General features: G+C 62.7%; 23 protein-coding genes. 16 read left to right on the top strand and 7 right to left on the bottom strand.

What is annotated here, in order from left to right; all coding sequences use genetic code 11:
* Positions 1-134 precede the first annotated feature (134 nt).
* The 4 genes from AC3Z8Y_RS19035 to AC3Z8Y_RS19020 form a co-directional block, all read right to left on the bottom strand.
* A complete protein-coding gene (locus tag AC3Z8Y_RS19035) occupies positions 135-1,238 on the bottom strand; it encodes an IS110 family RNA-guided transposase (protein WP_490086869.1) in 1,104 nt (367 codons plus the stop codon).
* Between the two features lie 82 nt (positions 1,239-1,320).
* On the bottom strand, positions 1,321-5,883 hold the full coding sequence (locus AC3Z8Y_RS19030) for a hemagglutinin repeat-containing protein (protein ID WP_490087138.1): 4,563 nt from the start codon (positions 5,881-5,883) through the stop codon (positions 1,321-1,323).
* Between the two features lie 22 nt (positions 5,884-5,905).
* Positions 5,906-7,636, bottom strand: coding sequence for a ShlB/FhaC/HecB family hemolysin secretion/activation protein (locus AC3Z8Y_RS19025; RefSeq protein WP_490087137.1), 1,731 nt, complete (start codon positions 7,634-7,636; stop codon positions 5,906-5,908).
* A 139-nt stretch (positions 7,637-7,775) separates the two neighbouring features.
* Positions 7,776-8,321, bottom strand: a complete 546-nt coding sequence (locus tag AC3Z8Y_RS19020) for a L,D-transpeptidase family protein (RefSeq protein WP_490090045.1) — start codon at positions 8,319-8,321, stop codon at positions 7,776-7,778.
* A gap of 209 nt (positions 8,322-8,530) precedes the next feature.
* Between AC3Z8Y_RS19020 and AC3Z8Y_RS19015 the strand changes: the two genes are divergently transcribed.
* From AC3Z8Y_RS19015 to purT, 3 genes are all read left to right on the top strand, one after another.
* Positions 8,531-9,130, top strand: coding sequence for a CoA pyrophosphatase (locus AC3Z8Y_RS19015; RefSeq protein ID WP_490087136.1), 600 nt, complete (start codon positions 8,531-8,533; stop codon positions 9,128-9,130).
* Positions 9,131-9,141: 11 nt separating this feature from the next.
* Entirely contained in the window at positions 9,142-9,360 is a 219-nt protein-coding gene (locus AC3Z8Y_RS19010) for a DUF1289 domain-containing protein (protein ID WP_490087135.1), read from the top strand.
* 118 nt (positions 9,361-9,478) lie between these two features.
* Complete coding sequence (purT, locus tag AC3Z8Y_RS19005) at positions 9,479-10,660, top strand: formate-dependent phosphoribosylglycinamide formyltransferase (RefSeq protein WP_181122971.1); 1,182 nt, start codon at positions 9,479-9,481, stop codon at positions 10,658-10,660.
* Positions 10,661-10,713: 53 nt separating this feature from the next.
* On the opposite strand, the gene AC3Z8Y_RS19000 is transcribed toward purT, so the two are convergent.
* The 3 genes from AC3Z8Y_RS19000 to AC3Z8Y_RS18990 all read right to left on the bottom strand — a co-directional run bounded on the left by AC3Z8Y_RS19000 (position 10,714) and on the right by AC3Z8Y_RS18990 (position 14,287).
* On the bottom strand, positions 10,714-12,021 hold the full coding sequence (locus AC3Z8Y_RS19000; protein WP_490087134.1) for an MFS transporter: 1,308 nt from the start codon (positions 12,019-12,021) through the stop codon (positions 10,714-10,716).
* 235 nt (positions 12,022-12,256) lie between these two features.
* The gene (locus AC3Z8Y_RS18995; RefSeq protein ID WP_490087133.1) at positions 12,257-13,465 is read right to left on the bottom strand and encodes a transporter associated domain-containing protein; all 1,209 of its coding nucleotides are present in this window, start codon (positions 13,463-13,465) and stop codon (positions 12,257-12,259) included.
* A 9-nt stretch (positions 13,466-13,474) separates the two neighbouring features.
* Complete coding sequence (locus AC3Z8Y_RS18990) at positions 13,475-14,287, bottom strand: cytochrome C assembly family protein (RefSeq protein ID WP_490087132.1); 813 nt, start codon at positions 14,285-14,287, stop codon at positions 13,475-13,477.
* 191 nt (positions 14,288-14,478) lie between these two features.
* Between AC3Z8Y_RS18990 and ffh the strand changes: the two genes are divergently transcribed.
* The 13 genes from ffh (at position 14,479) to recJ (ending at position 26,343) form a co-directional block, all read left to right on the top strand.
* The gene (gene ffh, locus AC3Z8Y_RS18985; protein ID WP_490087131.1) at positions 14,479-15,852 is read left to right on the top strand and encodes a signal recognition particle protein; all 1,374 of its coding nucleotides are present in this window, start codon (positions 14,479-14,481) and stop codon (positions 15,850-15,852) included.
* Positions 15,853-16,018: 166 nt separating this feature from the next.
* The gene (rpsP, locus tag AC3Z8Y_RS18980) at positions 16,019-16,270 is read left to right on the top strand and encodes a 30S ribosomal protein S16 (RefSeq protein WP_490087130.1); all 252 of its coding nucleotides are present in this window, start codon (positions 16,019-16,021) and stop codon (positions 16,268-16,270) included.
* 5 nt (positions 16,271-16,275) lie between these two features.
* Positions 16,276-16,812: a ribosome maturation factor RimM gene (gene rimM / locus AC3Z8Y_RS18975; RefSeq protein ID WP_490087129.1), complete on the top strand. Its 537-nt coding sequence runs from the start codon at positions 16,276-16,278 to the stop codon at positions 16,810-16,812.
* 3 nt (positions 16,813-16,815) lie between these two features.
* Positions 16,816-17,568, top strand: a complete 753-nt coding sequence (gene trmD, locus AC3Z8Y_RS18970) for a tRNA (guanosine(37)-N1)-methyltransferase TrmD (RefSeq protein WP_490087128.1) — start codon at positions 16,816-16,818, stop codon at positions 17,566-17,568.
* A 41-nt stretch (positions 17,569-17,609) separates the two neighbouring features.
* A complete protein-coding gene (gene rplS / locus AC3Z8Y_RS18965) occupies positions 17,610-17,960 on the top strand; it encodes a 50S ribosomal protein L19 (RefSeq protein ID WP_181111381.1) in 351 nt (116 codons plus the stop codon).
* Positions 17,961-18,119: 159 nt separating this feature from the next.
* Complete coding sequence (xerD, locus tag AC3Z8Y_RS18960) at positions 18,120-19,016, top strand: site-specific tyrosine recombinase XerD (protein WP_490087127.1); 897 nt, start codon at positions 18,120-18,122, stop codon at positions 19,014-19,016.
* Positions 19,017-19,161: 145 nt separating this feature from the next.
* Positions 19,162-19,890, top strand: coding sequence for a bifunctional protein-disulfide isomerase/oxidoreductase DsbC (gene dsbC, locus AC3Z8Y_RS18955; protein ID WP_490087126.1), 729 nt, complete (start codon positions 19,162-19,164; stop codon positions 19,888-19,890).
* An 84-nt stretch (positions 19,891-19,974) separates the two neighbouring features.
* Complete coding sequence (locus AC3Z8Y_RS18950; protein ID WP_225772125.1) at positions 19,975-21,279, top strand: homoserine dehydrogenase; 1,305 nt, start codon at positions 19,975-19,977, stop codon at positions 21,277-21,279.
* A gap of 175 nt (positions 21,280-21,454) precedes the next feature.
* A complete protein-coding gene (gene thrC, locus AC3Z8Y_RS18945; RefSeq protein WP_490087125.1) occupies positions 21,455-22,864 on the top strand; it encodes a threonine synthase in 1,410 nt (469 codons plus the stop codon).
* Between the two features lie 160 nt (positions 22,865-23,024).
* A complete protein-coding gene (locus tag AC3Z8Y_RS18940; RefSeq protein WP_490087124.1) occupies positions 23,025-23,426 on the top strand; it encodes an ANTAR domain-containing protein in 402 nt (133 codons plus the stop codon).
* 115 nt (positions 23,427-23,541) lie between these two features.
* Positions 23,542-23,832, top strand: coding sequence for a DUF3509 domain-containing protein (locus AC3Z8Y_RS18935; RefSeq protein ID WP_490087123.1), 291 nt, complete (start codon positions 23,542-23,544; stop codon positions 23,830-23,832).
* 204 nt (positions 23,833-24,036) lie between these two features.
* A complete protein-coding gene (locus AC3Z8Y_RS18930) occupies positions 24,037-24,579 on the top strand; it encodes a YaeQ family protein (RefSeq protein WP_181111388.1) in 543 nt (180 codons plus the stop codon).
* Between the two features lie 54 nt (positions 24,580-24,633).
* Positions 24,634-26,343 carry a single-stranded-DNA-specific exonuclease RecJ gene (recJ, locus tag AC3Z8Y_RS18925; RefSeq protein WP_490087122.1) on the top strand — a complete coding sequence of 570 codons (1,710 nt, stop codon included), beginning with the start codon at positions 24,634-24,636 and terminating at the stop codon, positions 26,341-26,343.
* Positions 26,344-26,352: the final 9 nt, after the last annotated feature.

Here is a 26,352-nt window from a genome sequence, read left to right as displayed (position 1 = left end):
CGCGGTATGCCGATTACATTCAGGCCTCGAAGGCCGGTAGGAGCCAAGGCATCTATCCGCGTCGGTCTGACCTGGGGTAAATGTTTGTCAGCAGGGACAGGCGCTTGCGCGCCGCGGTGGCAGAACTCGGTGGATCAGAGACTTGCCGCCGCGTGCTGGCTTGTGGCCGGTTGGCGGCAGTAGGTCTGTTCATTCTGTAGCAGCACCCAGAGGATGCGCAGGTTGCGGTTGGCCAGGCGCACCGCCGCCTCCTTCTGGCCCAGGCGGCTGAGCCAGTTGAGCAGGCGCCGATCATCCGGGTGGGGCGAATCTGGCTTTATCTGCCTGAGCACACTATGTGAGCCCTGGATCATCAGGCTGCGCAGGTAGCCGTCGCCGCGCTTGTTCATCTTGCCCAGGCGCACTTTCTCGCCGCTGCTGCGCTGTTCCGGCACCAGGCCGAAATAGGCAGCGAACTGGCGCGCATTGGCGAAGCGTTCAGGTTCGGTCTGCTTGGCCAGCAGCGCCGTGGCGATGATCGGCCCCACGCCGCGCACCGTCATCAGCCGTTTGGCCGTCTTGTCCGCGTTCGCCGCCGCTTCCAGGCGCCCGGTGAGGACGTTGATGCGCTCGCCCAGGTGTCGCCATTCAGCCAGCAACTCGTCGATCAGCTCACGCAGCAGGTCAGGCAGCGGTTGGGTGGCATCCTCCAGCACCAGCGGGACCTTCTGGCTGATCGCCGCCTCGCCCTGGGCCAGCGCCACGCCATGCTCGAGCAACAGCCCCCGCATCTGATTGCTCAGTGCCGTACGCCGGCGGATGTAACCCTGCCGGGCGCGGTGCAGTGCCTGCATGGCCAGGGCGGCGGCGCTTTTGATGGGCACGGCGTGGATGTTGCTGTCGCGCCCGGCGCGCAGGATGGCCAGCGCGTCGTTGCGGTCGCTCTTGGCGCCGCTACGATGGTTGGCCACCAGCTTGGCCGGCAGGATTCGCGCCAGATTGCCCTGCTTTTGCAGCTGCAGCGCCCAGGCCTGAGCGCCAGGGCCGGTTTCCACCAGCACCGTGACGTGCGGCGACAGCTGGCAAAGGAAAGCATAAAAGGCTTCGCGCGATTTGATCCGCTGTTCGAAGCGCACCTGCCCCAGGGCGTCTTCCCCTGCCACCTGGAACACCCGCTTGGCCAGGTCGACCGCCACGGTGGTACAGGCGGACCAATCGGTGGAAGACAAAGGTTGTGGGACCGTCGTATGCTTTTTCATGGACTCGCCCTCGCTGTCGTTGGCTGTTTAGACTGCCACCGTGGCGCACTGACGCCTCGGCCAGGGCGAGTCCATGAAATTACTATCTACGTTCCTCCACTGCAGCCTTGAAGGTTTCTGACCGGTCATGGCCGCCCGTGCGGATCACCCCCACGTTCCCGTGCTCATCAGCCTTGGCTTGCTCGCCGCGGTTGGTGGTGAGTTCGCTGATCACTCCGCTCAACAGTTCTGCCGGCCCGTTGGACGCATTGATGCTCACGTCGGCGCGGTAGTCCCGGCCGGTCAGGTCGTTCAAGCGCACGTCGCTGCCGCCCAGTTCTACCTTGCCCTCACCCGAGCGAAGCTTTGCACCGCTGAGGCGGGTTTCACCGGCCACGTTCAGGTCGATGCCCTGTCGGCCGCTGAGCGAGGCAACACGCGCAACGGTATCCCGCTGCTCATTCTCTACGTCCACCAGCAGCGTGGGCGTTACGGTCAGGTCCATGGCCTGTACTTGCTTGCCAACCTTTTCGGTGGCCTTGTCGGCGAACGGGCCAGTGACCGACTTCAAGCCGTTGAGCAATCCCTGCGGGTTGGTTTCCTTGCCGATACGCCCGTCCACCTGTACCTGTGTGGATGACACGCTGTCCTGGGCGCTGCTTACCACCAAGTCGCCACCGACCGTTCCGCTGACGTTATCGGCCGCCACCACTGCACCTGTTAGCTGTGTATCCATGGCGGAGTTGAACGTAACGTTTTTTATGCGAAGGTCAGCGTTCTCGTGGGTGGTGCTGTTCACGTTATCCAGGTTCAGCCGGGCGCGGGCATACAAGGCCGACGCGTCATCATCCTTGTTGAGGCCGCGGCTGCCGTTCAACCCGGCGCCAGCAGTGACCTGCACATTGCCCTTGTGCTCAGCGCTGCGCGCGGCGTTGATGTGGATGCCGCCGTTCGCCGCGTTCAGGTGCAAGTTGTCCCCGGCGAGCTGCGTACCTTCCAGCTGTACCGCGACCGTTTCGTGGGCGCCGGCTTCAACCGTGAGGTTGGTCACGTTCAGTTCTGCGCCCGTACGGCGCTCCGCCTGCTCGTTCACCCGGCCCATGTCCGCATGGCCACCGAGCGAGCCACCCATGCGTTGGTCATCGGCGGCGGGGTTACGGCTGAGCCCGGCCTGTAGCGCGCCGCCGAGGGTTTGCCCTTGGGCCTCGTGGGTATCGACTTTCGCTGCCAGGGCAGCGGTGCCGCCCGCCTTCACTTCGAAGTTGTGGGTGGGGGCGTTGCCATTGCCGATGGCTACGCCTTCAAGGCGGGCGTTACCACCCACCTCCACTTGGCCATCCGGTGTCTTGATGCGCCCACCCACCCCTTGGGTGTCGGTAGTGGAAAGGGTTTGATGTTCAAGCCCGCCCATGAACAGGGCATTGGTGCCCACCGGGGCATTGCCGGCTTTGACCATGCCGTAGCCACTGGTATTACTTTCTTCCTTGTGCTGTCGGTTGATGGCCTGAGGCATGCTCAGGTCGCCGCCCGCTTTGACGCTTAGTGCGCCGTTACCCGTGTCCCATAGGGTGCCTTCGTAACGGCCATCGGTACCGAGCTGTACCGGAATGCCCGCCTGGGCGGTGAACTGCGTAGGCCGCGCGGTATCGCGCTCCTCGAACGTCTGTTTTCGGCTGCCTTTGCCATCGAGGCGCACATTGATATCGCTGCCCGTGGTGGTGTCCACCCGCAGGCTTGCTTCAACGTCGGTACGGTTCAGGGTTTCGACGTATTTTTCCGTCGCGGCGCGGGCGTCATGGCTGCCTGCCTGGATCGCAACCTGGCCGCCCGTTGCGGTGTATCGAGTGCCTTCGTCCTCAAGTATGCCGGGCAACGTTACATTGATTTCGCTGGCCTTCAACGTGGTTACCGTTGGTGTTTCCGTGCGCACGCTGTGCTCACGGTTGGTATAGCCCGCCATGACGTCCGCGCCCAGCGATGGCGGCACCATCGCGTCCTCGACACCTTGTTGCTGGAAGCGGGTTTGCTCCTTGCCTTCGAATGCTTTCTTCAGAGGGCCGGTGATGTCCTTGTACTCGGCACTGACCATGGTTTCGCCGGTGTAGCGGGTGCGTTGCTCTTGTTTATCGTCAATGTCCGCCACGGCTGTGCGGCGCACGCTGCCCGCTTTTTCGTTGAACTTGCCCTTGACGTCGATGAGCGCACCGGCGTATTCGGCTTCGCCCTCGACATCAAGGTTTACATCCCCGGCGGACTTCACAATAGCCTGCGCCGCAGTTGCCCGGCGGGTTTGCTCGCTTTCGGTTACATGCTCGCCCGCATGGCCAGCGCCCACGCGGTCGATGCCGGCGGTTACCTTCTCGCCGATGGTGGTAGTGGACGTCTTGCTGGACGTAGTGGTGTCGTTCAACTCGGAAATGGCCCTGAAGGCCTTGGCGGCCACTTCTGTATCGCCCTTGACCGATTCCACTTTGGAGCTGATCACGCTGATGGTGTCGCCTGCCTTGGCATCAACCGTACCTCCCAACACCGAGGAGCCCGCCTGCTCGACCGTTTCGCTCGTGCGTTCGCTGTGGTCCCGGCGATAGCTTACCTGGGCGTAATACTGGCTCGATCCGTCCTTGCCGTCTTCGGCGGTGCGGGTTTCGCCAACGCTTGCGATCAATGAACCGGTCGTTTCGGAGCTGTGCTCCTTTTGCGTGTTCTGAGCCGCAACGATCGCTATGTTGCCTTTGGCTTCCAGCTCGTTTTTGCCTTCTGCCTCCACAATGGAGCCTACGACCCGAATGTGCTCCGCGCTGAGGATTTTGCTGTCGCCCTGCGTCTTCACATGTGACGGAACCGCCTGCTCGCGCTCGCGTGTGCTGCTGCTATCGGTACCGAAAACGCCAGCCAGCTTGCGATCCTTGCGCTGCTCTTTCACATGGGTGATATCCGCCGCGCTGGCGATGATCACCGGGCCATTTTCTCCCACCGTGAAGGTGCCCGCTTTGCCCTCAACGGAGCTGCCCTTGATCAGTACGTCATCGGAGACCAGCCTGGCGGTGCCCTCGGCCTTCAGGTTGCTGCCGCGTTGGCGCGTGCTGGTTTCTTCGCGGGCGCCGGTGTCGCCGAACACCCATCCATCCACGAGGTCGCCTCGGTAATCATCCCGGGTAGCGGTGCGTTTCATACCCTGACTGTCGATCTCGATGGACCGGGCACGGATGTTGAGGTCGCCATCGCTGGTAATGTCGCTGCCGCGAACCGTGGCCTTGCCGCCAGCGCTGATGTTCACGCTGGCGGCTTTGAGTTCCGACGGCACCGCACGCTCTTCATGGCTTCGTTCATCCCTGTCACCCCGCCACAGGTGCTTGCGGTGGCGTACCTTTTCGGTGATATCAACGCGCTCCATGCCGGCTTCTATGGTCACTGCATCGCCGCCGCGAATATCCATGGCTCCGCCGGCCTGGAGCTTGCTCCCGCGCAGGGTCACATTACGTCCCGCTTCCAGCTCCATGTCCGTTACTGCGGTGGCAACCGACTCCTCCAGCCGGGTATGGCGCTTTTCGCGCTCCTCCATGTAGGTTTCGGTGGTGATGAACCAGGTTTTCTTGCGCCAGTCGTCCCGGTGCCGCTGTACGCTTTCCCGGGTGCTTGCGTCCATCGTGAGATCACGCCCGGCCTTGGCCCGGATCGCCTGCCCGGCCAGGCGGCTGCCAGTCACAGTAATGTCTTGCCGGGCGTTGAAAGCGAGGTCGCCCCGAGTGGAAGCCACTATTGCCTGGCCTTCCCCTTCACGGCCAATCAGCACATCCCCGGCGGAGTCCACGCTTACGCCGTGCTCACCCACAACGCTCGGGCCTGCCAGGCGAATGCCCGCACCTTCCCGGGTGCTCACCAGGCGAATCCTCCCGGCTTTCATGGCGCCAAGTGCGTTGAGGTCAACACCCGGGGCCTCGTCTGCGGGCTGTTGGGTCTCGAGCACCGCAAGGCTGTCTACAGCCACGCGGTTTCGGCCGGTAATCGCCGTAAGGCCGGCGGCCGCGTACAGGTCACCTTGGCTGTCGATACGGGGCGCGATCAGGTCTACGGCTGCTTCGGTACTCAGGCCTTGCCCGGTGATACGAAGGTCGCCAGGGGCGGAGAAGGTGTTGAGCGCGGCAAGGCGGCCGTCCTGGATTTCAGGTGTGCCCACCAGGAAGATCGCCCGGGGCGTATTGATAAAGCCCACGCCTTGAACATGAATGCCATTGGGGTTGGCCAGTACGTAGTCTGCCGCCTGCCCGAAGATCTCCTGTGGCCCGCGTATGTTGGACGGCAGTTGGCCAACCACTTCATTGAGGATGGTGCTGGCGGCCTGGCCCTGGAACTGGGGGTTGGCAGACAGCGCTCCGGCCAGCTGGGATGCGCCTGCTCCGGTGGCGTTGTTCAATACCAGGCCCTGGGGCGGTACGTTGAAATCGCTAAAAGGGTTGTGCGACAGGCCGCCGGGCCCGGGCGCGGTGATATTGACGATGGGGATGCCGTTCTGCTCGTGCACCTGTGCGGTTCCCCCGGCCCCTGGGACGGGAACGATGCCTTGCGCGGTGGCCCATACGGGACTGAGTAACAAGGCGCCCGCCACGGACCAACGCAGTGGATCATGGCGCAAACGAAACGAGGGAGAACCTTTGGTTTTTTTCATCGGGGTTTCTCGGGTGGGGGGATCAGAACCGCAGCTGCAGGGACAGCTGCCAATAACCAGGGGCGAGGGGGGCGTTGCGGCGGTAAAGGCTGTGTTGGTAGTCCACGGCCAGGCTACCGTGGCGGTGTTCCAGGCTGGCGCCAAGGCTGGCACCGAGCAGGCGCTCGCCACGCGCAGGTTGCGTATGTATTGCAGCGCGGGTGCGGCCGCGGTTATCGGCCCAGCCCGCGTCCAGGCCCAGGCTGGGTATGAAGCGCAGCCCGCCATCGAGTGCAAACGGCAAATAGAGGGTATTGCGCCAGGCCAACCCATTGGCCGTGTCCGCCGGCTGGCCGTGGAAGCCCCTGACCGCTGCGGTGCTCGCCAGGGCCATGGCTTCCAGCTGAGGCAGGCGGTCCGCGCTGTATTGTCCCGCCCAGCTGCTTGCAAGGGTCCAACGCAGCCCGCCCCATGTGTAGCTGGCTGTGCGGCTGAGGCTGGCGCGCCACTTGCCGTATCGGGCGCTCTGCGCGTCGGGGTCTTTGTATCGCCGGCCGTCATTGCCGCTCCAGCCGCCCAAACCGCGGCTGTAGCCAGCGAACGCCGACCAGGTGGCATCACCCAGCCATAGCCCGTTGAGGCCGGCTTCGATGCTCTGGTAGCGAGGGCTTTGCACAGCAATCCGTTGCGAAAGCAGGTATGCAACGTTGTCCTTGTCATCCAGGCGCAGCGTTGCGCTCAACAAGCGGCGCTGGTCCCGCCACAGCGCGCGCTCCAGTGAGTAGCTCAACAGGGTGCTCACACCGCTGGTTTCGATGGGCCCCAGCGCCCCCTTGGCCATGCTGCGATAGCGAAAGCGGTTGGCGGCGGCCGAAAAATTCCACGGGCCGTAAGGGATGCTGTAGTACAGCCCGAACGTAGCGCTGCCCGAATGCCCTTGCCCCGGTGTGTACATGCCATAAAGGCTCAGGCTGTCGTTACGTTCCAGCGGGTTGTCGAACCCGGCGTTCAGGCTGATCCGGTTGCGCCCCGTGCCAGGGCTGCCGCCGTTATCCAGGCCGGCGTTCAATTGCCAGCGAGGTAACCGCTGCAAGCTGCGCAATACGATTCGCGATCCGCCCGGTAGATCCCCCGGCATGATGTCCGCGGCAAGATCCACGGACCGCAAGCGGTTCAGTTGATCCAGGCCCTGTTCGAGCGTGCGCAACTCAAGTGGTTGGCCGATCATTCCGGGGAACGCCGCAGCCAGGCTGACGGGCAGGTCTTCGTCGGCGAGCTCGATCGCTTCCACGAAGCCTTCCTCGATGGCCAGTTCGAGGGGCTGCCCGTGATTGGGCGGTGCGAGCAGCAACGGCCGGCTGGCCACGTACCCAGCCTCGGTGTAGAGCAGGGTCACCGTTGCCAGGATACGGTTGATCTGGCCAGGGTTGAGGCAAGGTTCAAGCAAGGGCTGAACGGCGTGACGCAGCGCTTCGTCGCTGATCAACCGGTTGCCCGTCAGCCGCAGGCCGGTGATCCGCCAGCAGGGGCCCTCGGGGCCTTCGTCTATCGCTTGCGCGCCATGGTTATTTTCGCTCGGCGCGGGCGTGGCTCGTTGCAGCTGCCGCTCACGCTGGTTGCCTTCGATTACCTTGCGGTGGGCTTCGGCGCCCTGAAGGAATTGCTGCAGCGCTTCGGAAGGTAGGGGCAGGGCGGGTGCCGGTTCGCTGGCGTGAGCCAGGCTGCTCCAATGAGCAAGGACGAAACCCGAAAGAATCGCTGTGAACCGCCGCATAGTAAAAAACCACTCGAATGAATGGTTTTACCTTACGGGGTTACGCTCAGCCATGATGTGAGGCGGGGGATGAAGGTGTTGCAGGAAGGCGGCGAGGCTTGCGCGGGAAATGTCCTAGGACAAGCCGCCAAAAGTTGCGTCAGGGCCGGATTTCGATGAGCGTGCCATCCTTCACCAGGCTCCACACCTCTTGCATGTCAGCGTTTTTCAACGCGATGCAGCCGTCAGTCCAGTCCAGCGACTGGAAGTACCATTCCGGGTAATCCTCGCTGGCAGGGGTGCCGTGGATCATGATCATGCTGCCGGGTTCTACCCCTGCCGCGCGCGCCTTGGCGGCATCTCTTGTGTTGGGGTACGACAGGTGAAGGGCGAGGTTGAAGCGATCGCTCACTTTGCGCCAATCCACCCAGTACAGCCCTTCCGGGGTTCGTTTGTCGCCTTCGCGCTCCTTGGCGCCACGCGGTTGCTTGCCAAGGGACACCCGATAGGTTTTGACCGCTACGCCATGGCTGAGCAACTGCAATTGGCGGGCAGATTTGATCACCAGCAGTTTATCCACGGTGGCATTGGGGGCCAGAGGCGACACCACGGGCGCATTCAGGGGGCGGGTGATGATCGTCTGGGTAAAAGTGGCATTGGCCAGGGTCGCGAACGACAGGCACAGGAACGCAAACAGCACACGCATCGACAGAGGAAACCCCAGGGAAGAAAAGCCGGTTTGTTTCTGCTGGCAGGGTATGCCAGGCAGGGCAAAACGCATTCTAAGGTACCCGCAGGGTAGGGGGAAAGTTTGATTATGGGGCAGGCCATGGCTCGACCAACCGGCACTTTGGGGGTTGGGCAATACGCGGGTTTGTTGCATGATGGACGGCAGGTCAAGTGACGGGGAAAACCATGCTTGAGGAGTTGCTGCGCCGTATCGGCAATCACGTTCCGCTCACGCTCGAAACCGACAAGCGGTTCCCTGAGGCAGCGGTACTGATTCCGCTCACGCGCGGTGATAATCCGGAAATGGTCCTTACCCTCAGGGCCAGCGGGTTATCGACCCATGGGGGCGAAGTGGCGTTCCCGGGCGGGCGCAGGGATCCGGAAGACCCGGACCTGGTGTTTACCGCGCTGCGCGAGGCCGAGGAAGAAATCGGCCTGCCGCCGGGTATGGTCGAAATTGTCGGGCCGCTCAGCCCGCTGGTGTCTCGCCATGGTTTGCAGGTCACGCCGTTCGTTGGGCTGATTCCCGACTACGTGGAGTACCGGCCCAACGATGCCGAGATTGCCGCGGTATTTTCCGTGCCGCTGGCGTTCTTCCGTGAGGATCCTCGCGAACATACCCACCGTATCGACTACCAGGGGCGTAGCTGTTACGTGCCGTGTTATCGCTACGAGGATTACAAGATCTGGGGGCTCACGGCCATCATGATCGTGGAGCTGGTAAACGTGTTGTACGACGCTGGCATTGACATGAGCCGCCCCTCCGGGCCGTTCAGCGTGCCGTGATGGATTCGAGCATGATGGATTCGAGGAATACCCCGGTGGAAGTGCAAGCCGAGCGCCCGGTGCGTTCTCCCTGTGTAAACGTCTGTGCCCTGGACGATCATGATGTGTGCATCGGCTGCCAGCGCACCGCACAGGAAATTACCCGCTGGGGGCGCATGAGCAACGACGAGCGTCGGCAAGTGATCGCGCTCGCCGTGGAGCGCGCCAGGGCCCAGGGTGTGATGCTCTGAAGCCATCCCACTGCGGCCGCATGAAAGGGCGCCCCTGGCAGGAACGCTGATGTAGAATGCGCGGCTTTCAGGGTTGCGAACCGGGCGGCCCTCGATTCACTCACCTTGAGGACCTCACATGACCCGTATCGGAACCCCCCTGTCCCCAACGGCCACCCGCGTCTTGCTTTGTGGCTCTGGCGAGCTGGGCAAGGAAGTGGTGATCGAGCTTCAGCGCCTGGGCGTGGAAGTGATTGCCGTGGACCGCTACGCCAACGCGCCGGCCATGCAGGTGGCCCACCGCAGCCATGTGATCAACATGCTCGACGGTGCGGCGCTACGCGCGGTGATCGAAGCCGAGAAGCCTCACTACATCGTGCCGGAAATCGAAGCCATCGCCACCGCCACGCTGGTGGAACTGGAAAACGAAGGCTTCACGGTCATCCCTACCGCGCGCGCGGCCCAACTGACCATGAACCGCGAGGGCATCCGCCGCCTGGCTGCCGAAGAGCTGGGCCTGCCCACGTCGCCCTATCGCTTCGCCGACACGGTCGAGGATTACCGCGAGGCCGTTCAGGCGCTGGGCTTCCCTTGCGTGGTCAAGCCGGTCATGAGTTCCTCCGGCAAGGGCCAAAGCCTGCTCAAGGGTGAAGACGACGTTCAGCGCGCGTGGGAATACGCCCAGGAAGGCGGGCGCGCCGGCAAGGGCCGGGTGATCGTCGAGGGTTTCATCGACTTCGACTACGAAATCACCCTGCTTACCGTGCGCCATGGCGCCGGCACCACCTTCTGCGAGCCAGTCGGGCATCGCCAGGAGAAAGGCGATTACCAGGAATCCTGGCAGCCTCAGGCCATGAGCGAAAAAGCCCTGGAGGCTTCCCGCGAAGTCGCCCGCGCCGTGACCGAAGCCCTGGGTGGGCGCGGCATGTTTGGCGTAGAGCTGTTCATCAAGGGCGATCAGGTGTGGTTCAGCGAAGTGTCGCCGCGCCCGCATGACACCGGCCTGGTCACCCTGATCTCGCAAGACCTGTCCCAGTTCGCCCTGCACGCTCGCGCCATCCTCGGCCTGCCGGTGCCTGTAGTGCGCCAGTTCGGGCCATCGGCTTCAGCTGTGGTGCTGGTGGAAGGCACATCCCAGCAAACCGCTTTCGCCAACCTGGGCGCCGCCCTCAGCGAGCCGGATACGGCCTTGCGCCTGTTCGGCAAACCAGAAGTCAACGGTCAGCGGCGCATGGGTGTGGCGCTGGCGCGGGACGAATCCATCGAAGCGGCCCGCGCCAAGGCCACGCGCGCGGCCCAGGCCGTGAACGTCGAGCTGTAACCGTCATGGAGCATGCGGGCCATAGCCGATAGGCCAGGCCCGCAAACCGCTGTTCAGAGATTCTTGTCTCGCGTTTCCTTCAGGCACATCACGGCCAGCAGGCTGATCAGCGCGGCGGCGGACACATAGCCGCCTACCCAGCTCAGGCCGCCCATGGCCACCAGCTTTTGCGCGAAGAACGGTGCCGCCGACGCGCCCACGATGCCGCCCAGGTTATAGGCCGCCGATGCGCCGGTGTAGCGCACCCGGGTGGGGAACAGCTCGGGCAGCAATGCACCCATCGGTGCAAAGGTCGCCCCCATCAGCAACAGCTCCAGGCTCAGGAACAGCACCACGCCCGTGGTGGAACCCTGTGTGAGCAGCGGCTCCATTGCAAATCCCGACAGCAGCGCCAGCACGCCGCTGACCAGCAGCACCGGCTTGCGCCCGTAGCGGTCGCTCAGCCAGGCAGACACTGGCGTGGCCGCCGCCATGAACAGCACCGCGAAGCACAGCATGGCAAGAAAGCCCTGGCGGCTATACCCCAGGCTGGTAACGCCATAGCTGAGCGAAAACACCGTGGAAATGTAAAAGAGCGCATAGCACACCACCATGGCCGCAGCGCCCAGCAACATGGGCCGCCAATGCTGGGTGAACACTTCCATCACCGGCACCCGAGCGGTTTCGTGGCGCGCCAGGGCGGCCGCGAACACTGGGGTTTCCGCCAGCTTGAGGCGTACATACAGACCTACTATCACCAGCAGCGCACTCAACAGGAACGGCAGGCGCCAGCCCCAGCTGCGAAATTGCTCGTCATCCAGCCCCAGGGCCAGGCCAAGGAACAAGCCGTTGGCTGCGAGAAAGCCAATCGAAGGGCCCAGTTGCGGGAACATGCCGAACCAGCCGCGCTTGCCTTTCGGCGCATTTTCGGTGGCCAGCAGCGCGGCGCCGCCCCATTCCCCGCCCAGCCCCAATCCCTGACCGAAGCGCAGCACGCACAGCAGCACGGGTGCCCATAGGCCAATCTGCTCATGGCCCGGCAGCACGCCAATCAAAGTGGTGCACACGCCCATCAACAGCAGGGAGGCCACCAGCGTGACCTTGCGGCCTACGCGGTCACCAAAGTGCCCGAACAGCGCAGAGCCCAATGGCCTGGCCAAAAAAGCGATGCCAAAGGTAAGAAAGGCGGACAGCATTTGCGCGGTGCCGGAGCTCTGCGGAAAGAACACAGGCCCGATCACCAGCGCGGCGGCGGTGGCGTACACGTAGAAATCATAGAACTCGATCGCAGTACCGATGAAGCTGGCAGTGGCGACGCGGGCAGGGGAGTTGACAGGGTGTGCCGAGGGCACGTCGTCGCAGGCGAGGGTGGTAGCGGTCATGGGTGTCTCGACAGTCATTGGCCATGGGCGGCAAGGGCCGCGCTGGCGGATTGTTTTGATCCTCGCTGAACCGCGCCCCCGGATCGGGGTAGCGCCGCCTTTTCGGGTTGGAAAAAGGCAAGCGCGGCGTTCAGCTGGGCTGACTGGCCAGAAACGTGCGGCGCGGGTGGCACCGGCTTCGGCGGGCTTGGGTAAGCCCTCGGAGTATAGGAAGCGCTGCCCTGGCGGGCAATCGTCACTGCGCGGGAGGAGTGGTCACGTGTTGCCAGGCAAGCAGGCGCTTCACGCGGTTTTCCTCGGTTTCGAGGATTTCCATGCGATAGCGGCCAATCTTCAGGCATACCGCCCGCTCCGGAATGGACTCCAGCGCTTCGGTGACCAGGCCGTTGAGGGTTTTGGGGCCATCGCTGGGCAGGTGCCAGCCCAACACCTTGTTCAGGTCGCGCAAGCTCGCAGCGCCGTCGAGAATGTAGCGGCCATCGGGTTGCGGAAATACATGAGGGTGGCTGCCGGCTTGCTCGCTTTCGAACTCGCCCACGATTTCCTCGAGGATGTCTTCGAGGGTTACCAAGCCAAGCACTTCGCCGTATTCGTCCACTACCATGCCCAGGCGGCGCTGTTGCTTGTGGAAGTTAAGCAATTGGATGTGCAGCGGGGTGCCTTCCGGGACGAAGTAGGCCTCGTAGCAGGCCCCCAGCAAGGCTTCTTCGGTCAGGCTGCGGCTGGGCAGCAGGTGGCTGATCTGCCGGGTATTGACCACCTTGTCCACCTGATTGATGTCGCCGCGGAACACCGGCAGGCGTGTGTGCCGGCTGACCATCAGCTGGTCGATGATCTGCTCCAGCGGGTCGTTCAGGTCCAGGCCGTCGACCTCGTGGCGGGGCACCAGAATGTCGTTCACCGTCATGCGTTCCAGGCCCATGATGCTGCTCACCGCGTTCTGCTTCGCTGCCCGGCCTTCGGCTTCCCGCTCCTGAGGCGAGGCGGGTTTGCGCTGGGCGTCACGGCCTGATGCCGCCGGGGCAGTGGCGGCGGGGCCGATCAACGCCTTGGCCAGGCGCTGTTGCAGGCCTGCAAGCGGCGCAAGCACGCGCACGGGCAGCCACAGCAGCAGGCCAGGGTGAACGAAATGATCCGGATAGCGTTGAGCGAGCAGGCGGGGAAGGGCGCCGGTGAGCAGCGTGATGCCGAGCCACGCAAGCACCGCGGCCGACGCTGCCCCAGCCGCGCCGTAGTGCTGGTCTGCGAGCAGCACGGCCAGGCTGACGATGATTACCTGAAACACCAGCCGGGCCAGCCCCACACTTACCCGTTCCTTGTCGGATGAGCGCTGGCCGCGGCCCATGCGCGCGCGCCGGGCGTGTTCGAAGGTGCCAATGCTGGCGGCCCACAACAGCGCCAGGGCGATCGCGCCCGCCGCCGGTGCCACTGTCAAGGAGGTCATGGCTGGCTCTCAGATATGAAGGATGTATTCACGAACCAGTTTGCTGCCGAAGTAGGCGAGCATCAGCAGCACGAAGCCTGCGAGGGTCCAGCGGATGGCCACGTGGCCTCGCCAGCCCAAACGGGTGCGGCCCCACAGCAATACGCTGAACACCACCCAGGCCACGCAGGAGAGCAGCGTTTTATGCACCAGGTGCTGGGCGAACATGTTCTCGAGGAACAGCCAGCCGGATATCAGCGACAGCGACAACAGTACCCAGCCCGCCCACAGGAAACCGAACAGCAGGCTTTCCATGGTTTGCAGGGGAGGGAAGGCGCGTATCGGGCCCGAAGGGTGCTTGTGCTTGAGCTGGTGATCCTGCACCAGCAGCAGCAAGGCCTGGAACGCCGCGATGGTGAACACGCCGTACGCCAGAATGGACAGCAGGATATGCGCGAGGATGCCTGGCTCGTCGTCGATCACTGGCACGGTGCCGGAGGGCACGAACTGAGCGACCAGGGTGGTGATGACCCCAAGGGGGTAAAGCAGCACCAGCAGGTTTTCCACGGGCAGGGACGCGCAAGCCAGCAGTGTGAGGGCGATCACCGCGGCGGCGATAAGGTTGGCGGCCGTGATGAAATCCAGGTTGAGGCCACTGGGCGCCACCATTTGCGAGGACAGGGCCAACGCGTGCAGCAGAACGGCGAGTATGCCCCCACCGCACAGCAGGCGCTTGTTGGACCTGGCCCCACGGGCAAGCCGCGCGCCCTGATAGACCGTGACCGAGGCATAGATCAAGGCAGAGGCAAGGCTGGGTAGCAAACTGGAGGGCAAGGGAAACATAGGTCCTGACGAGCGGCCACTAAAGAAGCGAGTGTGGCATAGAACCTTCGCCCGGATAAAGACTGCCGCACCGCCCCGGTGTCGGCCCGGGCAACTTCCCGTTATAATCGCCGGTCTTCCCTTGCCCGTGGCCAGAGCACATCGGCAGGCCGCATGCCACTTCGGTTCGACGGAGCCTGTAAGGATCGCCCATGTTTGAAAATCTTTCCGATCGTCTCTCGCAGACGCTTCGCCATGTCACCGGCAAGGCGAAGCTGACCGAAGACAACATCAAGGACACCTTGCGCGAAGTGCGCATGGCGCTGCTCGAGGCGGACGTCGCGCTGCCGGTGGTGAAGGACTTCGTCAACGCCATCAAGGAGCGCGCGGTCGGCACCGAGGTGTCCCGTAGCCTCACCCCGGGCCAGGCGTTCGTGAAAATCGTGCGCGCCGAACTCGAAGCGGTGATGGGCGCGGCCAACGAAGACCTGATGCTCAACGCGGCACCGCCCGCAGTGGTGCTCATGGCCGGCCTGCAGGGCGCGGGTAAAACGACCACCGCCGCCAAGCTGGCGCGCTTCCTGAAGGAACGCAAGAAGAAGTCGGTCATGGTGGTGTCGGCGGACGTTTACCGCCCTGCGGCCATCAAGCAGCTCGAAACCCTGGCCAATGATGTCGGGGTGACCTTCTTCCCGTCCGACATCAGCCAGAAGCCCGTGGCCATCGCCGAGGCGGCGATCCGCGAGGCAAAGCTCAAGTTCATCGACGTAGTCATCCTCGACACCGCCGGCCGCCTGCACATCGACGCCGACATGATGGCCGAGATCCAGGCGCTGCACGCCGCGGTCAAGCCCGTGGAAACGCTGTTCGTGGTCGACGCCATGACCGGCCAGGACGCGGCCAACACCGCCAAGGCGTTCGGTGACGCGCTGCCGCTTACGGGCGTGGTGCTGACCAAGGTCGACGGCGACGCCCGCGGCGGTGCCGCGTTGTCGGTCCGTTCCATTACCGGCAAGCCGATCAAGTTCATCGGTATGGGCGAGAAAACCGAAGCCCTGGAGCCCTTCCACCCGGACCGTATCGCTTCGCGTATCCTGGGCATGGGCGACGTGCTCAGCCTGATCGAGCAGGCCGAGCAGAACCTCGACAAGGAAAAGGCCGAGAAGCTCGCCAAGAAGATCAAGAAGGGCAAGGGGTTCGACCTCGAAGACTTCCGCGACCAGCTGCTGCAGATGAAAACCATGGGCGGCCTGGGCAGCCTCATGGAAAAGCTGCCCAACATCGGCGGGGTCAACCTCTCCCAGATGGGCAATGCCCAGGGCGCGGCCGAAAAGCAGTTCAAGCAGATGGAAGCGATCATCAACTCGATGACTCCGGCCGAGCGCCGCGATCCCGAGCTGATCAGTGGCTCGCGCAAGCGCCGTATCGCAATCGGTTCGGGCACCCAGGTGCAGGACGTAGGGCGCCTGATCAAGCAGCACAAGCAGATGCAAAAGATGATGAAGAAATTCTCGGCCAAGGGCGGCATGGCGAAGATGATGCGCGGCCTTGGCGGCATGATGCCCGGCGGAATGCCTCGCCTCTGAGGCGCGGTAACCCTGCGTGCGTCGGGGTTTCCGACGCCGTGCCGGGAGCAGGGGTAAAAGAGGTTTGCAAAAATCCCTGCATTCCCTGAGAATATGCGGCCTTTCGGGCACCCGTGCCCGCTGTGCCTTACAGATTTGCAGCACCGACAACAGGAACGATGTTCACATGGTAACCATCCGTCTTGCCCGTGGCGGCTCCAAAAAGCGCCCGTTTTACCACCTGACCGTGACCGACAGCCGCAATGCGCGCGACGGTCGTTTCAACGAGCGTGTTGGCTTCTTCAACCCGATCGCCAACGGTGGCGAAGTTCGCCTGTCCGTCAACCAGGAGCGCGTAAGCTACTGGCTGGCCCAGGGCGCACAGCCGTCTGAGCGCGTTGCTCAGCTGCTGAAGGACGCTGCCAAGGCTTCCGCCTGAGCAGTATGAACGACACGCCAGACTCCGCGGATGACCTCATCGTCATCGGCAAGATTGTTTCGGTGCACGGCGTTCGTGGCGAAGTGAAGGTTTTCTCCTTTACCGACCCGATTGACAACCTGCTGCAGTACAACCGCTGGACGCTTCGGCATGAAGGCATTGTCAAGCAGGTGGAAATGATCAGTGGCCGTTCTCAGAACAAGGTCCTGGTCGCGAAGTTGAAAGGTCTCGACGACCGTGAAGAGGCGCGCCTCCTCGCCGGTTACGAGATTTGCATCGCGCGCAGCCTGCTGCCCGACCTCACCGACGGCGATTACTACTGGTATCAGCTCGAGGGTTTACAGGTCATCAACGGCGAAGGGCACGTATTGGGCAAGATTGATCATCTGCTCGAAACCGGCGCCAACGATGTAATGGTGGTCAAACCCTGTGCGGGTAGCCTGGATGATCGCGAGCGCCTGTTGCCCTATACGGACGACTGCGTGCAAGCCATCGACCTCGGTACCGGCGTCATGAGGGTTGAATGGGATGCGGATTTCTAGGCCATGGCGAGCCTGCGCATAGAAGTCATCACCCTATTTCCCGAGATGTTCTCGGCCATCAGCGATTACGGCATTACCAGCCGCGCGGTAAAGCAGGGTCTGCTTCAGCTGACCTGTCGCAACCCGCGGGCCTACACCACGGACCGTCACCACACAGTGGATGATCGCCCGTTTGGCGGGGGCCCTGGAATGGTAATGAAGATCAAGCCGCTGGAAGATGCCCTGGCTGATGCCAGGCAGGCAACCGGGGGCACGGCGAAGGTGATCTACCTTTCGCCACAAGGCCAACGCCTTACTCAGGCAGCGGTGAAAGAACTGGCAACCGTGGATTCCTTGATCCTGATTGCCGGGCGTTATGAAGGCATCGACGAGCGTTTCATTGAAGCGCATGTGGATGAAGAGTGGTCGATTGGCGATTACGTGTTGTCCGGTGGCGAGCTGCCGGCCATGGTGCTGATTGATGCGGTTACACGTTTGCTGCCTGGAGCTTTAGGGCATGCGGACTCCGCGGAGGAGGACTCCTTCACGGATGGCCTGCTGGATTGCCCGCACTACACCCGACCTGAGGTGTATGCGGAACGGCGTGTACCCGACGTGTTGCTTAGTGGCAACCATGCACACATCCGGCGCTGGCGTTTGCAGCAGTCCCTTGGGCGGACCTACGAACGACGTGCCGATCTTCTGGAAAGTCGCTCACTTTCTGGAGAAGAGCAAAAGCTGCTGGCGGAGTACATCCGCGAGCGGGACGATAGTTAACGTATCGATGGCAAATGAACCATTTGCCTTAGGAGCACAGCATGACCAACAAGATTATCCTTCAGCTCGAAGCCGAGCAGATGACCAAGGAAATCCCGGCCTTCGCACCAGGCGACACTGTTGTCGTTCAAGTGAAGGTAAAGGAAGGCGAGCGTACCCGCTTGCAGGCCTTCGAGGGTGTTGTCATCGGCAAGCGTAACCGTGGCGTCAACAGCGCTTTCACCGTTCGCAAGATCTCCAACGGTGTTGGCGTTGAGCGTACCTTCCAGACCTACAGCCCACAGATCGACAGCCTGGCCGTGAAACGTCGTGGTGACGTGCGTAAAGCCAAGCTGTACTACCTGCGCGAGCTGTCTGGCAAGGCCGCCCGCATCAAGGAAAAACTTTCCTGATAGCGGCTTGAGCTCAGGCTCTCCCGAAAACCCCGGCCCTCGTGCCGGGGTTTTCCGTTTCCGGGTTTCTGTTTCTGGGCTACAGCCGTAGCCCCCGATGTTGGGCACCTACGGATCGGCACATGCTAGGATCCTGCCCTTTGCGAACCTGAAGCCGCCATGCCCGCCCTCGATCACGCCCTTATCGACCAATTCCTTGACGCCCTGTGGCTTGAAAAAGGCCTGTCCGAGAACAGCCGCAGCGCGTACCGCAGCGACCTGGCCCATTTCAATGGCTGGCTGGTGGACCGGGGCATAGACCTTCAGGCAGCGGGCCGCGACGCGTTGCTCGACTACCTCGCGTGGCGCGTCGACAACCAGTACAAGCCCCGCTCGACCGCGCGCTTCCTCTCCGGCGCAAGGGGGTTTTACCGGTACCTGCTGCGTGAGGAAATCATCGCTGTGGACCCAACCTTGCTGGTTGAGCTGCCCAATCTCGGCAAGCCCTTGCCCAAAAGCCTGTCTGAAGCAGATGTGGATGCGCTGCTCGCCGCGCCAGACCTCAGCGAAGCCATCGGCCAGCGTGACCGCGCCATGCTTGAGGTGCTGTACGCCTGCGGGCTTCGAGTGACCGAGCTGGTAAGCCTTACCCTGGACCAGTTGAACCTGCGCCAGGGTGTGGTGCGTGTGATGGGCAAAGGCAGCAAGGAGCGCTTGGTGCCCATGGGGGAGGTGGCAATCGGTTGGCTGGAACGCTACCTGCGCGATGGCCGCGCGGAGCTGCTGAACGGGCGCCCCAGCGACGTGGTGTTTCCCAGCCAGCGGGGCGAGCAGATGACTCGCCAGACCTTCTGGCACCGCATCAAGCACCATGCCTTGCGTGCGGGCATCGATAAGACCCTTTCGCCGCACACGTTGCGCCATGCGTTTGCCACCCACCTGCTGAATCATGGCGCAGACCTGCGTTCAGTACAGCTGCTGTTGGGCCATGCCGACCTCTCCACCACGCAAATCTATACCCATGTGGCGAAGGCCAGGCTGCAGGAACTGCACGCTCGGCACCATCCTCGCGGCTGAAGGATCGTACACATCAGTTGACGTGTGCCGCAGTCGGCCCCGCGAGCCTTATGTGGTAGTCTTTGCCGTCAGTTATGCCCAGCCCGCCGCTTCGTATCATTCCTCGGCCGGCCTGGGCCGTTCGTCCGCCGCCTCAGGAGTTCTCATGCGCGTGACACGTCTTTTCGCGGCCGCCGCCTTGGCGTTGGTCAGTACTTTTGCACTGGCCGACGACGCCGAGCAGGCTATCCGCAAGACACTCGACACCCTCCAGCTGGATGTGCCCATCGAAGCCGTCTCCAGCAGCCCTATCAATGGGCTCTACGAAGTGCGGCTCAAAGGTGGCCGGGTACTGTATGCCAGTGCCGACGGCCAGTTCGTGATGCAGGGTTACCTGTACCAGATGCAGGACGGCAAGCCGGTGAACCTCACCGAGAAAACCGAGCGCGCCGCCATTGCCAAGACCATCAACGCCATCCCGAGTGGCGAGATGGTGGTATACCCGGCCGAAGGCGAGGCCAAGGCCCATATCACGGTATTCACCGATACCACCTGCCCTTATTGCCAGAAGCTGCACGCTGAAGTGCCCGAGCTCAACCGCCGCGGTATCGAGGTGCGTTATCTCGCCTTCCCGCGCCAGGGCCTGGGGTCCGAGGGCGACCAGCAGCTGCAATCGGTATGGTGCTCGTCCGACCGCCGCGCTTCGCTCAACAAGCTGATCAGTGGCAAGGACGTGGATGCCGCCAAGTGCGCCAACCCCGTCAGCAAGCAGTTTGCCCTGGGCCAGAGTATCGGGGTCAGTGGCACGCCGGCGATCATCCTTCAGGACGGCCAGGTCATTCCGGGCTATCAACCTGCGGCGCAGGTGGCGAAGATCGCCCTGGCCGCGCAGTGACAGGCGATTCAAAACACAGGCCGCGATAATCGCGGTGCTATCCGCGGCTGGCGCACATGCCGGCCGTTTCATGGGGAGTCAAGAGTGAAACCGGTCAAAGTAGGCATCTGTGGGTTAGGTACCGTCGGTGGCGGCACCTTCAACGTACTTCAGCGCAACGCCGAGGAGATTGCCCGCCGTGCCGGGCGTGGAATCCAGGTCGCGCAGATTGCGATGCGTTCGCAAAACCCCGATTGCCAGATTACCGGTACCCCCATTACCAACGATGTCTTCGAAGTGGCCGGTAACCCGGACATCGACATTGTGATCGAATTGATCGGCGGCTATACCGTCGCTCGCGAGCTGGTGCTCAAGGCCATTGAAAACGGCAAGCACGTGGTTACCGCCAACAAGGCGCTGATCGCGGTGCATGGCAACGAGATCTTCGCCAAGGCGCGGGAAAAAGGCGTGATCGTGGCCTTCGAAGCAGCGGTCGCCGGGGGCATCCCAGTCATCAAGGCCATCCGCGAGGGCCTCTCGGCCAATCGGATCAACTGGGTCGCGGGCATCATCAACGGCACCGGCAACTTCATTCTCACCGAAATGCGCGAGAAAGGCCGTACCTTCCCGGATGTGCTGGCCGAAGCACAGGCCCTTGGCTATGCCGAAGCGGACCCGACCTTCGACGTGGAAGGGATCGACGCGGCGCATAAGCTCACCATCCTGGCGTCCATCGCGTTCGGTATCCCGCTGCAGTTCGAAAAGGCGTATACCGAAGGCATCTCGAAGCTCACCACTGCCGACGTCAACTATGCCGAAGCGCTGGGCTACCGGATCAAACACCTCGGCGTAGCGCGCAGTACCGCTGCGGGTATCGAATTGCGGGTACACCCCACCCTTATCCCCGCGGATCGCCTGATCGCCAACGTGAACGGTGTGATGAACGCGGTGATGGTGAACGGTGATGCGGTAGGTTCCACGCTCTTCTACGGTGCTGGCGCTGGCATGGAGCCTACGGCCTCCTCGGTAGTAGCCGACCTGGTAGACGTGGTACGCGCCATGACGTCCGATCCGGAGAACCGCGTGCCGCATCTGGCATTCCAGCCCGACTCCCTTTCGGCGCACCCGATCCTGCCTATCGACGCCTGCGAAAGCGCCTACTATCTGCGTATCCAGGCCAAGGACCATCCTGGGGTACTGGCCCAGGTGGCCAGCATCCTGTCGGCGCGTGGTATCAACATCGAGTCGATCATGCAGAAAGAAGCCGAAGAGCATGATGGTTTGGTGCCGATGATTCTCCTGACTCACAAGGTCGTGGAAAACCGTATCGACGACGCTATCAGCGCCCTCGAAGCGCTGGATGACGTAGTAGGAAGTGTGGTGCGTATCCGGGTCGAGCACCTGGCCTGAGCGGCACTGTAGGACCAGGCGTAGCCTGGGAATCAGTCAGCCTCCACTGCATTAATGAATCGATTACCACAGCGGTAGCAGCCCGTGCTGCAAGTCGTGAAGCCCACGCGGCTTTTGCTTGCAGCCTGCAGCTTGCAGCTCAAGGCCAGCCGCTCAAACCAAAGGTTTGCCCAACATGCGTTACATCAGTACCCGCGGCCAGGCACCCGCGCTCAATTTCGAGGAAGTGCTGCTGGCTGGCCTGGCCACCGATGGTGGCCTGTATGTGCCAGAAAACCTTCCACGGTTTACCCAGGAAGAGATCGCCTCATGGGCTGGGCTGCCCTACCACGAGCTGGCGTTCCGAGTGATGCGCCCGTTCGTGACCGGTAGCATTGCCGACGCCGACTTCAAGCAGATCCTCGAAGAAACCTACGCAAACTTCTCGCACGCCGCCGTTGCGCCACTGCGCCAGCTGAACGGCAATGAGTGGGTGCTCGAGCTATTCCACGGGCCGACCCTGGCGTTCAAGGATTTTGCCCTGCAACTGCTCGGTCGCCTGCTGGACCACGTGCTGGCCAAGCGTGGCGAGCGCGTCGTGATCATCGGTGCTACCAGTGGCGACACCGGTTCGGCTGCCATCGAAGGCTGCAAGCACTGCGAGAACGTCGACATCTTCATCCTGCACCCGCACCAGCGGGTATCGGAAGTTCAGCGCCGGCAGATGACCACGCTGTTTGGCGACAACATCCATAACCTGGCGGTGGAAGGCAACTTCGATGATTGCCAGGAGATGGTAAAGGCCAGCTTCGCCGACCAGAGCTTCCTGAAGGGCACGCGCCTGGTGGCGGTGAACTCGATCAACTGGGCGCGGATCATGGCCCAGATCGTGTACTACTTCCACGCAGCCCTTCAGCTGGGCGGCCCAGCGCGCTCGATTGCGTTCTCGGTGCCTACCGGTAACTTCGGCGACATCTTCGCCGGTTACCTGGCCCGTAACATGGGCCTGCCGATCAGCCAATTGATCGTTGCTACCAACCGCAACGACATCCTCCATCGCTTCATGAGCGGCAACCAGTACGTCAAGGACACCCTGCACGCCACGTTGTCGCCATCCATGGACATCATGGTGTCTTCGAACTTCGAACGCCTGCTGTTCGACCTGCATGGCCGCAACGGCACAGCCATCGCGCAGCTGATGTCCAGCTTCAAGCTGGGCGGTGGCTTCAGCGTGGAAGAAGACCGCTGGACCGAAGCGCGGCGCCTGTTTGACTCGCTGGCTGTGACCGATGAGCAAACCTGCGAAACCATCGCCGAAGTGTTTGCCAGTACCGGCGAAGTGCTGGACCCGCACACGGCTATCGGTGTGCGGGCCGCCCGTGAATGCCGGCGCAGCCTGGATACGCCCATGGTGGTGCTGGGCACTGCTCACCCGGTCAAATTCCCTGAAGCAGTCGAGAAAGCAGGCGTAGGCAAGGCCCTGCACCTGCCAGCCCATCTGGAAGACCTGTTCCAGCGGGAGGAACGTTGCACGGTGCTGCCAAATGACATCGTGGCTATCCAGGCCTTCGTGAGCGCCCACGGTAACCGCGGCAAGCCGCTGTAATACCCTACCTTTAGGGCGGGGGCGGGGCGCTTGTAGGAAAAGGCTCCTCGCCCCGCCGTCCTCTGTCGACTTTTCCTGCAAGCCTTTCGGATCATTCCTATTTAGCCTTGAGTGCGCGTTATTTAAGGTAGCGGTCGTTCCCACTTTCGAGGCCGCAACCATGCGTTCGCTCAAGGTTCTCGTCGTAGAGCATCAACCCGCCCGCCTGCTGCAACTTCATCAAATGCTCAATGCCTGCGGTGTCTATGGCGTTCGGGTTGCGGAAGATCCTGCCACGGCCCGTCGTACCCTGGAGCGGCAGGGCCCGGTCGATGTAGTGGTATTTGGAAGCCAGGCCACCTCGGCGCTCATGTTCCTGGATGCGTTGGCAGCGTCCGGCGAAACCGCAGGGGTAATTATCCAGGGCCGTAGCGAGTGCCCCGAAACCACCGCCGCCGTCCGGCGCGCCCGTCAGGCCGGCTTATGGGTACTTGGTGTGCTGCCCTGGGGCCAGGCGGTGTGTCCGCTGCACCAGATGCTGTGCCGTTTCAAGGTGCATGTGGCCGAACCGCTTATCGCCTGAGGTACCTTTCATCCTGCCGTTGCGCTTGTTGGCCCCGGCTGCCCGAACTTTTGCCAAGCGGTGATGGTCATTTACTGGCACTGAAATGAATTTCGGGTAAACAAGGGTGATCGAGATGGAAAACATCAGCTTATTGTTAAGTGATGCGCTGGCACCTTACTGCGTCAGCCTGGCTCCGTCGGATCTCCAAGATCGTTTTCGTGTCACGGTAACCGACCAGGCCGGCGCGGCCATCCTCCACAGGGACGTTCCGAAGTCGCAGTTGGCGTCCCGGTACGCCCTCACGGACGTCGTTGATGGTTTGCACCGTGACCTCATGATTGCCGAAGGCCGGCTGGAGCCAAGCACCATTGCCGCGCTGCGAGGCGTAGGCACCGTTGGTCGGTTCGCGGTGGAGTTGCGTTAAGCCGGGAACCTTCACGAGGGCCCGCCCTCTTACCTTACAAGGACGCTTGAACGGCATTGTGCTCCGGTGCCGTTCAGTCGTCCGGTGGCCCGAATGGGTCATGTTTGCCCCGGCCGGCCTCCCCACCGCGTCCGGGGTTTCTTTTATGCGCACCCTAAGCCCATCAGGTAAACTACGCGCCCCCTCGCTATATCGAAGCCTGACATGGCCCAGCCATCGACTACCTACAAGTTCGAACTCAACCTGACCGACCTCGATCGCGGTGTTTACGAAAGCATCAAGCAAACGATTGCCCGTCATCCTTCGGAAACCGAAGAGCGCATGGCCGTGCGTTTGCTGGCCTATGCCCTCTGGTATAACGAAAACCTGAGCTTTGGCCGCGGCTTGTCGGACGTGGACGAGCCCGCCTTGTGGGAAAAGAGCCTCGATGATCGTGTGCTGCACTGGATCGAAGTAGGCCAGCCAGACCTCGACCGCCTTACCTGGTGCTCCCGCCGCACCGAGCGGGTCAGCCTGCTGGCGTACGGTAGCTTGCGCGTTTGGCAGAACAAAGTCGCCGATCCCGCGCGTACCCTCAAAAACCTCAGTATTGCCGCTGTGCCTCAAGAAGTACTCGAGGTACTGGCTACTGATATGCCGCGCTCCATCAAATGGGACGTGATGATCGATGAAGGTACCGTATTCGTGACCGATGATCGGGGCCAGCATGAAGTGCAGCTGGAATGGTTGCTGGGGGAGCGGGGGTAAGGTCACTATGGCCGCCCTGTCGTTTCGCCGTTTGATGTGAGAACACTGCCGCACATGCGTATCGAGCCCCGCCCGCTGCCCGCCGAACTGCCTTTCCTGGGTGATCTGCCACCCTTGCTTACCCGCCTGTATGCCGCCCGTGGGGTGCAAAGTCAGGCCGAGTTGGACAAGGGGCTGGCACGGCTGATCCCGTATCAGCAACTCAAGGGCATCGATGCCGCGGTGGACATGCTTGTCACCGCCATCGACCGCCGTGAGCGCATTCTGGTGGTGGGCGATTTCGACGCCGACGGCGCCACGGCCAGTAGCGTTGCGGTGCTGGGGCTGCGGCTACTGGGCGCGGCGCATGTGGATTATCTTGTCCCGAACCGGTTCACCTATGGCTACGGCCTCACCCCTGAGATCGTCGCGGTGGCGCTCGAGCGCCAGCCCGACCTGCTGGTGACCGTGGACAACGGCATTTCAAGCGTGGACGGCGTACAGGCAGCGCGAGATGCCGGCCTCAAAGTATTGATCACCGACCACCACCTGCCCGGCGCGCAGCTGCCGCAAGCCGATGCCATCGTCAACCCGAACCAGCCCGGGTGTGATTTTCCCAGCAAAGCCCTGGCGGGCGTGGGGGTTATTTTCTACGTGCTGATGGCCCTTCGTGCGCGCTTGCGAGCGCTCGGCCGTTACGCCAACGCACCGCAGCCCAACATTGGCGAGTTGCTGGACCTCGTCGCGCTGGGCAGCGTCGCCGACGTGGTGCCGCTCGACGCCAATAACCGCATCCTTGTGCATCAGGGCCTGGAGCGTATACGCGCTGGCCGTGCACGCCCGGGCATCATGGCGCTGCTGGAAGTCGCTCGCCGGGATCATCGCCGGCTCACGTCCACCGACCTTGGCTTTATCCTCGGGCCAAGGCTCAATGCCGCCGGGCGTATGGATGACATGAGCCTTGGGATTGAATGCCTGCTCAGCGAAGACCTCGCCCACGCAAGGGACATCGCCGCTGAGCTGGATGGCCTTAACCAGGATCGCAAATCGGTGGAGCAGGGCATGCAACGTGAAGCCCTGGCACAGCTCAAGGACCTGCCGCTGGCTTCGATGCCGTTCGGCCTGTGCCTGTTCGAGCCCGACTGGCACCAAGGCGTTATCGGCATCCTCGCTTCGCGCATGAAAGAGCGTTATCACCGCCCTACCATTGCCTTCGCGGATGCCGGCGACGGGCTGCTCAAAGGCTCGGCGCGATCGGTGCCGGGTTTCCATATCCGGGACGCCCTGGATGCGGTGGCGGCCAAGCATCCGCACCTGATCACCAAATTCGGCGGCCACGCCATGGCGGCTGGGTTGTCCTTGCCCGCCGAGCATTTCCAGGCCTTCGCCGAGGCCTTCGATGCACAGGTGCGTGCACACCTGTGTGAAGACGACCTCACCGGTAGGCTGCTCTCCGATGGCTGCCTGGCCGTGGAGGAGTTCCACCTGGAGCTGGCCCGCGCGCTGCGTAATGCGGGCCCCTGGGGGCAACACTTCCCGGAGCCGTTGTTCCATGGCGTGTTCCAGTTGGTGGAGCAGCGGGTGGTGGGCGAGCGGCACCTCAAGGTTGTGCTCAAGAGCGAATGCGGCAGCCTGCGCCTGGATGGCATTGCGTTCGGGATAGACCGCGAAATATGGCCGAACCCGAGCGCGCGCTGGGTGGAAATGGCCTACAAACTGGACGTGAACGAATACCGTGGCGTTGAAACCGTCCAACTCATGATCGCGCACATGAGCCCTCGTTAGCGGAATCTG

It is taken from the genome of Pseudomonas sp. 3MAES_34.3B, from assembly GCF_058145875.1.
This window is presented reverse-complemented; position numbering and strand designations above follow the sequence as displayed.

What these genes read in the sequence shown, in the direction of transcription:
- AC3Z8Y_RS19035 (WP_490086869.1), bottom strand. Translation starts at nt 1,238, where the DNA reads ATGAAAAAGCATACGACGGTCCCACAACCTTTGTCTTCCACCGATTGG.
- AC3Z8Y_RS19030 (WP_490087138.1), bottom strand. Translation starts at nt 5,883, where the DNA reads ATGAAAAAAACCAAAGGTTCTCCCTCGTTTCGTTTGCGCCATGATCCA.
- AC3Z8Y_RS19025 (WP_490087137.1), bottom strand. Translation starts at nt 7,636, where the DNA reads ATGCGGCGGTTCACAGCGATTCTTTCGGGTTTCGTCCTTGCTCATTGG.
- AC3Z8Y_RS19020 (WP_490090045.1), bottom strand. Translation starts at nt 8,321, where the DNA reads ATGCGTGTGCTGTTTGCGTTCCTGTGCCTGTCGTTCGCGACCCTGGCC.
- AC3Z8Y_RS19015 (WP_490087136.1), top strand. Translation starts at nt 8,531, where the DNA reads ATGCTTGAGGAGTTGCTGCGCCGTATCGGCAATCACGTTCCGCTCACG.
- AC3Z8Y_RS19010 (WP_490087135.1), top strand. Translation starts at nt 9,142, where the DNA reads ATGATGGATTCGAGGAATACCCCGGTGGAAGTGCAAGCCGAGCGCCCG.
- purT (WP_181122971.1), top strand. Translation starts at nt 9,479, where the DNA reads ATGACCCGTATCGGAACCCCCCTGTCCCCAACGGCCACCCGCGTCTTG.
- AC3Z8Y_RS19000 (WP_490087134.1), bottom strand. Translation starts at nt 12,021, where the DNA reads ATGACCGCTACCACCCTCGCCTGCGACGACGTGCCCTCGGCACACCCT.
- AC3Z8Y_RS18995 (WP_490087133.1), bottom strand. Translation starts at nt 13,465, where the DNA reads ATGACCTCCTTGACAGTGGCACCGGCGGCGGGCGCGATCGCCCTGGCG.
- AC3Z8Y_RS18990 (WP_490087132.1), bottom strand. Translation starts at nt 14,287, where the DNA reads ATGTTTCCCTTGCCCTCCAGTTTGCTACCCAGCCTTGCCTCTGCCTTG.
- ffh (WP_490087131.1), top strand. Translation starts at nt 14,479, where the DNA reads ATGTTTGAAAATCTTTCCGATCGTCTCTCGCAGACGCTTCGCCATGTC.
- rpsP (WP_490087130.1), top strand. Translation starts at nt 16,019, where the DNA reads ATGGTAACCATCCGTCTTGCCCGTGGCGGCTCCAAAAAGCGCCCGTTT.
- rimM (WP_490087129.1), top strand. Translation starts at nt 16,276, where the DNA reads ATGAACGACACGCCAGACTCCGCGGATGACCTCATCGTCATCGGCAAG.
- trmD (WP_490087128.1), top strand. Translation starts at nt 16,816, where the DNA reads ATGGCGAGCCTGCGCATAGAAGTCATCACCCTATTTCCCGAGATGTTC.
- rplS (WP_181111381.1), top strand. Translation starts at nt 17,610, where the DNA reads ATGACCAACAAGATTATCCTTCAGCTCGAAGCCGAGCAGATGACCAAG.
- xerD (WP_490087127.1), top strand. Translation starts at nt 18,120, where the DNA reads ATGCCCGCCCTCGATCACGCCCTTATCGACCAATTCCTTGACGCCCTG.
- dsbC (WP_490087126.1), top strand. Translation starts at nt 19,162, where the DNA reads ATGCGCGTGACACGTCTTTTCGCGGCCGCCGCCTTGGCGTTGGTCAGT.
- thrC (WP_490087125.1), top strand. Translation starts at nt 21,455, where the DNA reads ATGCGTTACATCAGTACCCGCGGCCAGGCACCCGCGCTCAATTTCGAG.
- AC3Z8Y_RS18940 (WP_490087124.1), top strand. Translation starts at nt 23,025, where the DNA reads ATGCGTTCGCTCAAGGTTCTCGTCGTAGAGCATCAACCCGCCCGCCTG.
- AC3Z8Y_RS18935 (WP_490087123.1), top strand. Translation starts at nt 23,542, where the DNA reads ATGGAAAACATCAGCTTATTGTTAAGTGATGCGCTGGCACCTTACTGC.
- AC3Z8Y_RS18930 (WP_181111388.1), top strand. Translation starts at nt 24,037, where the DNA reads ATGGCCCAGCCATCGACTACCTACAAGTTCGAACTCAACCTGACCGAC.
- recJ (WP_490087122.1), top strand. Translation starts at nt 24,634, where the DNA reads ATGCGTATCGAGCCCCGCCCGCTGCCCGCCGAACTGCCTTTCCTGGGT.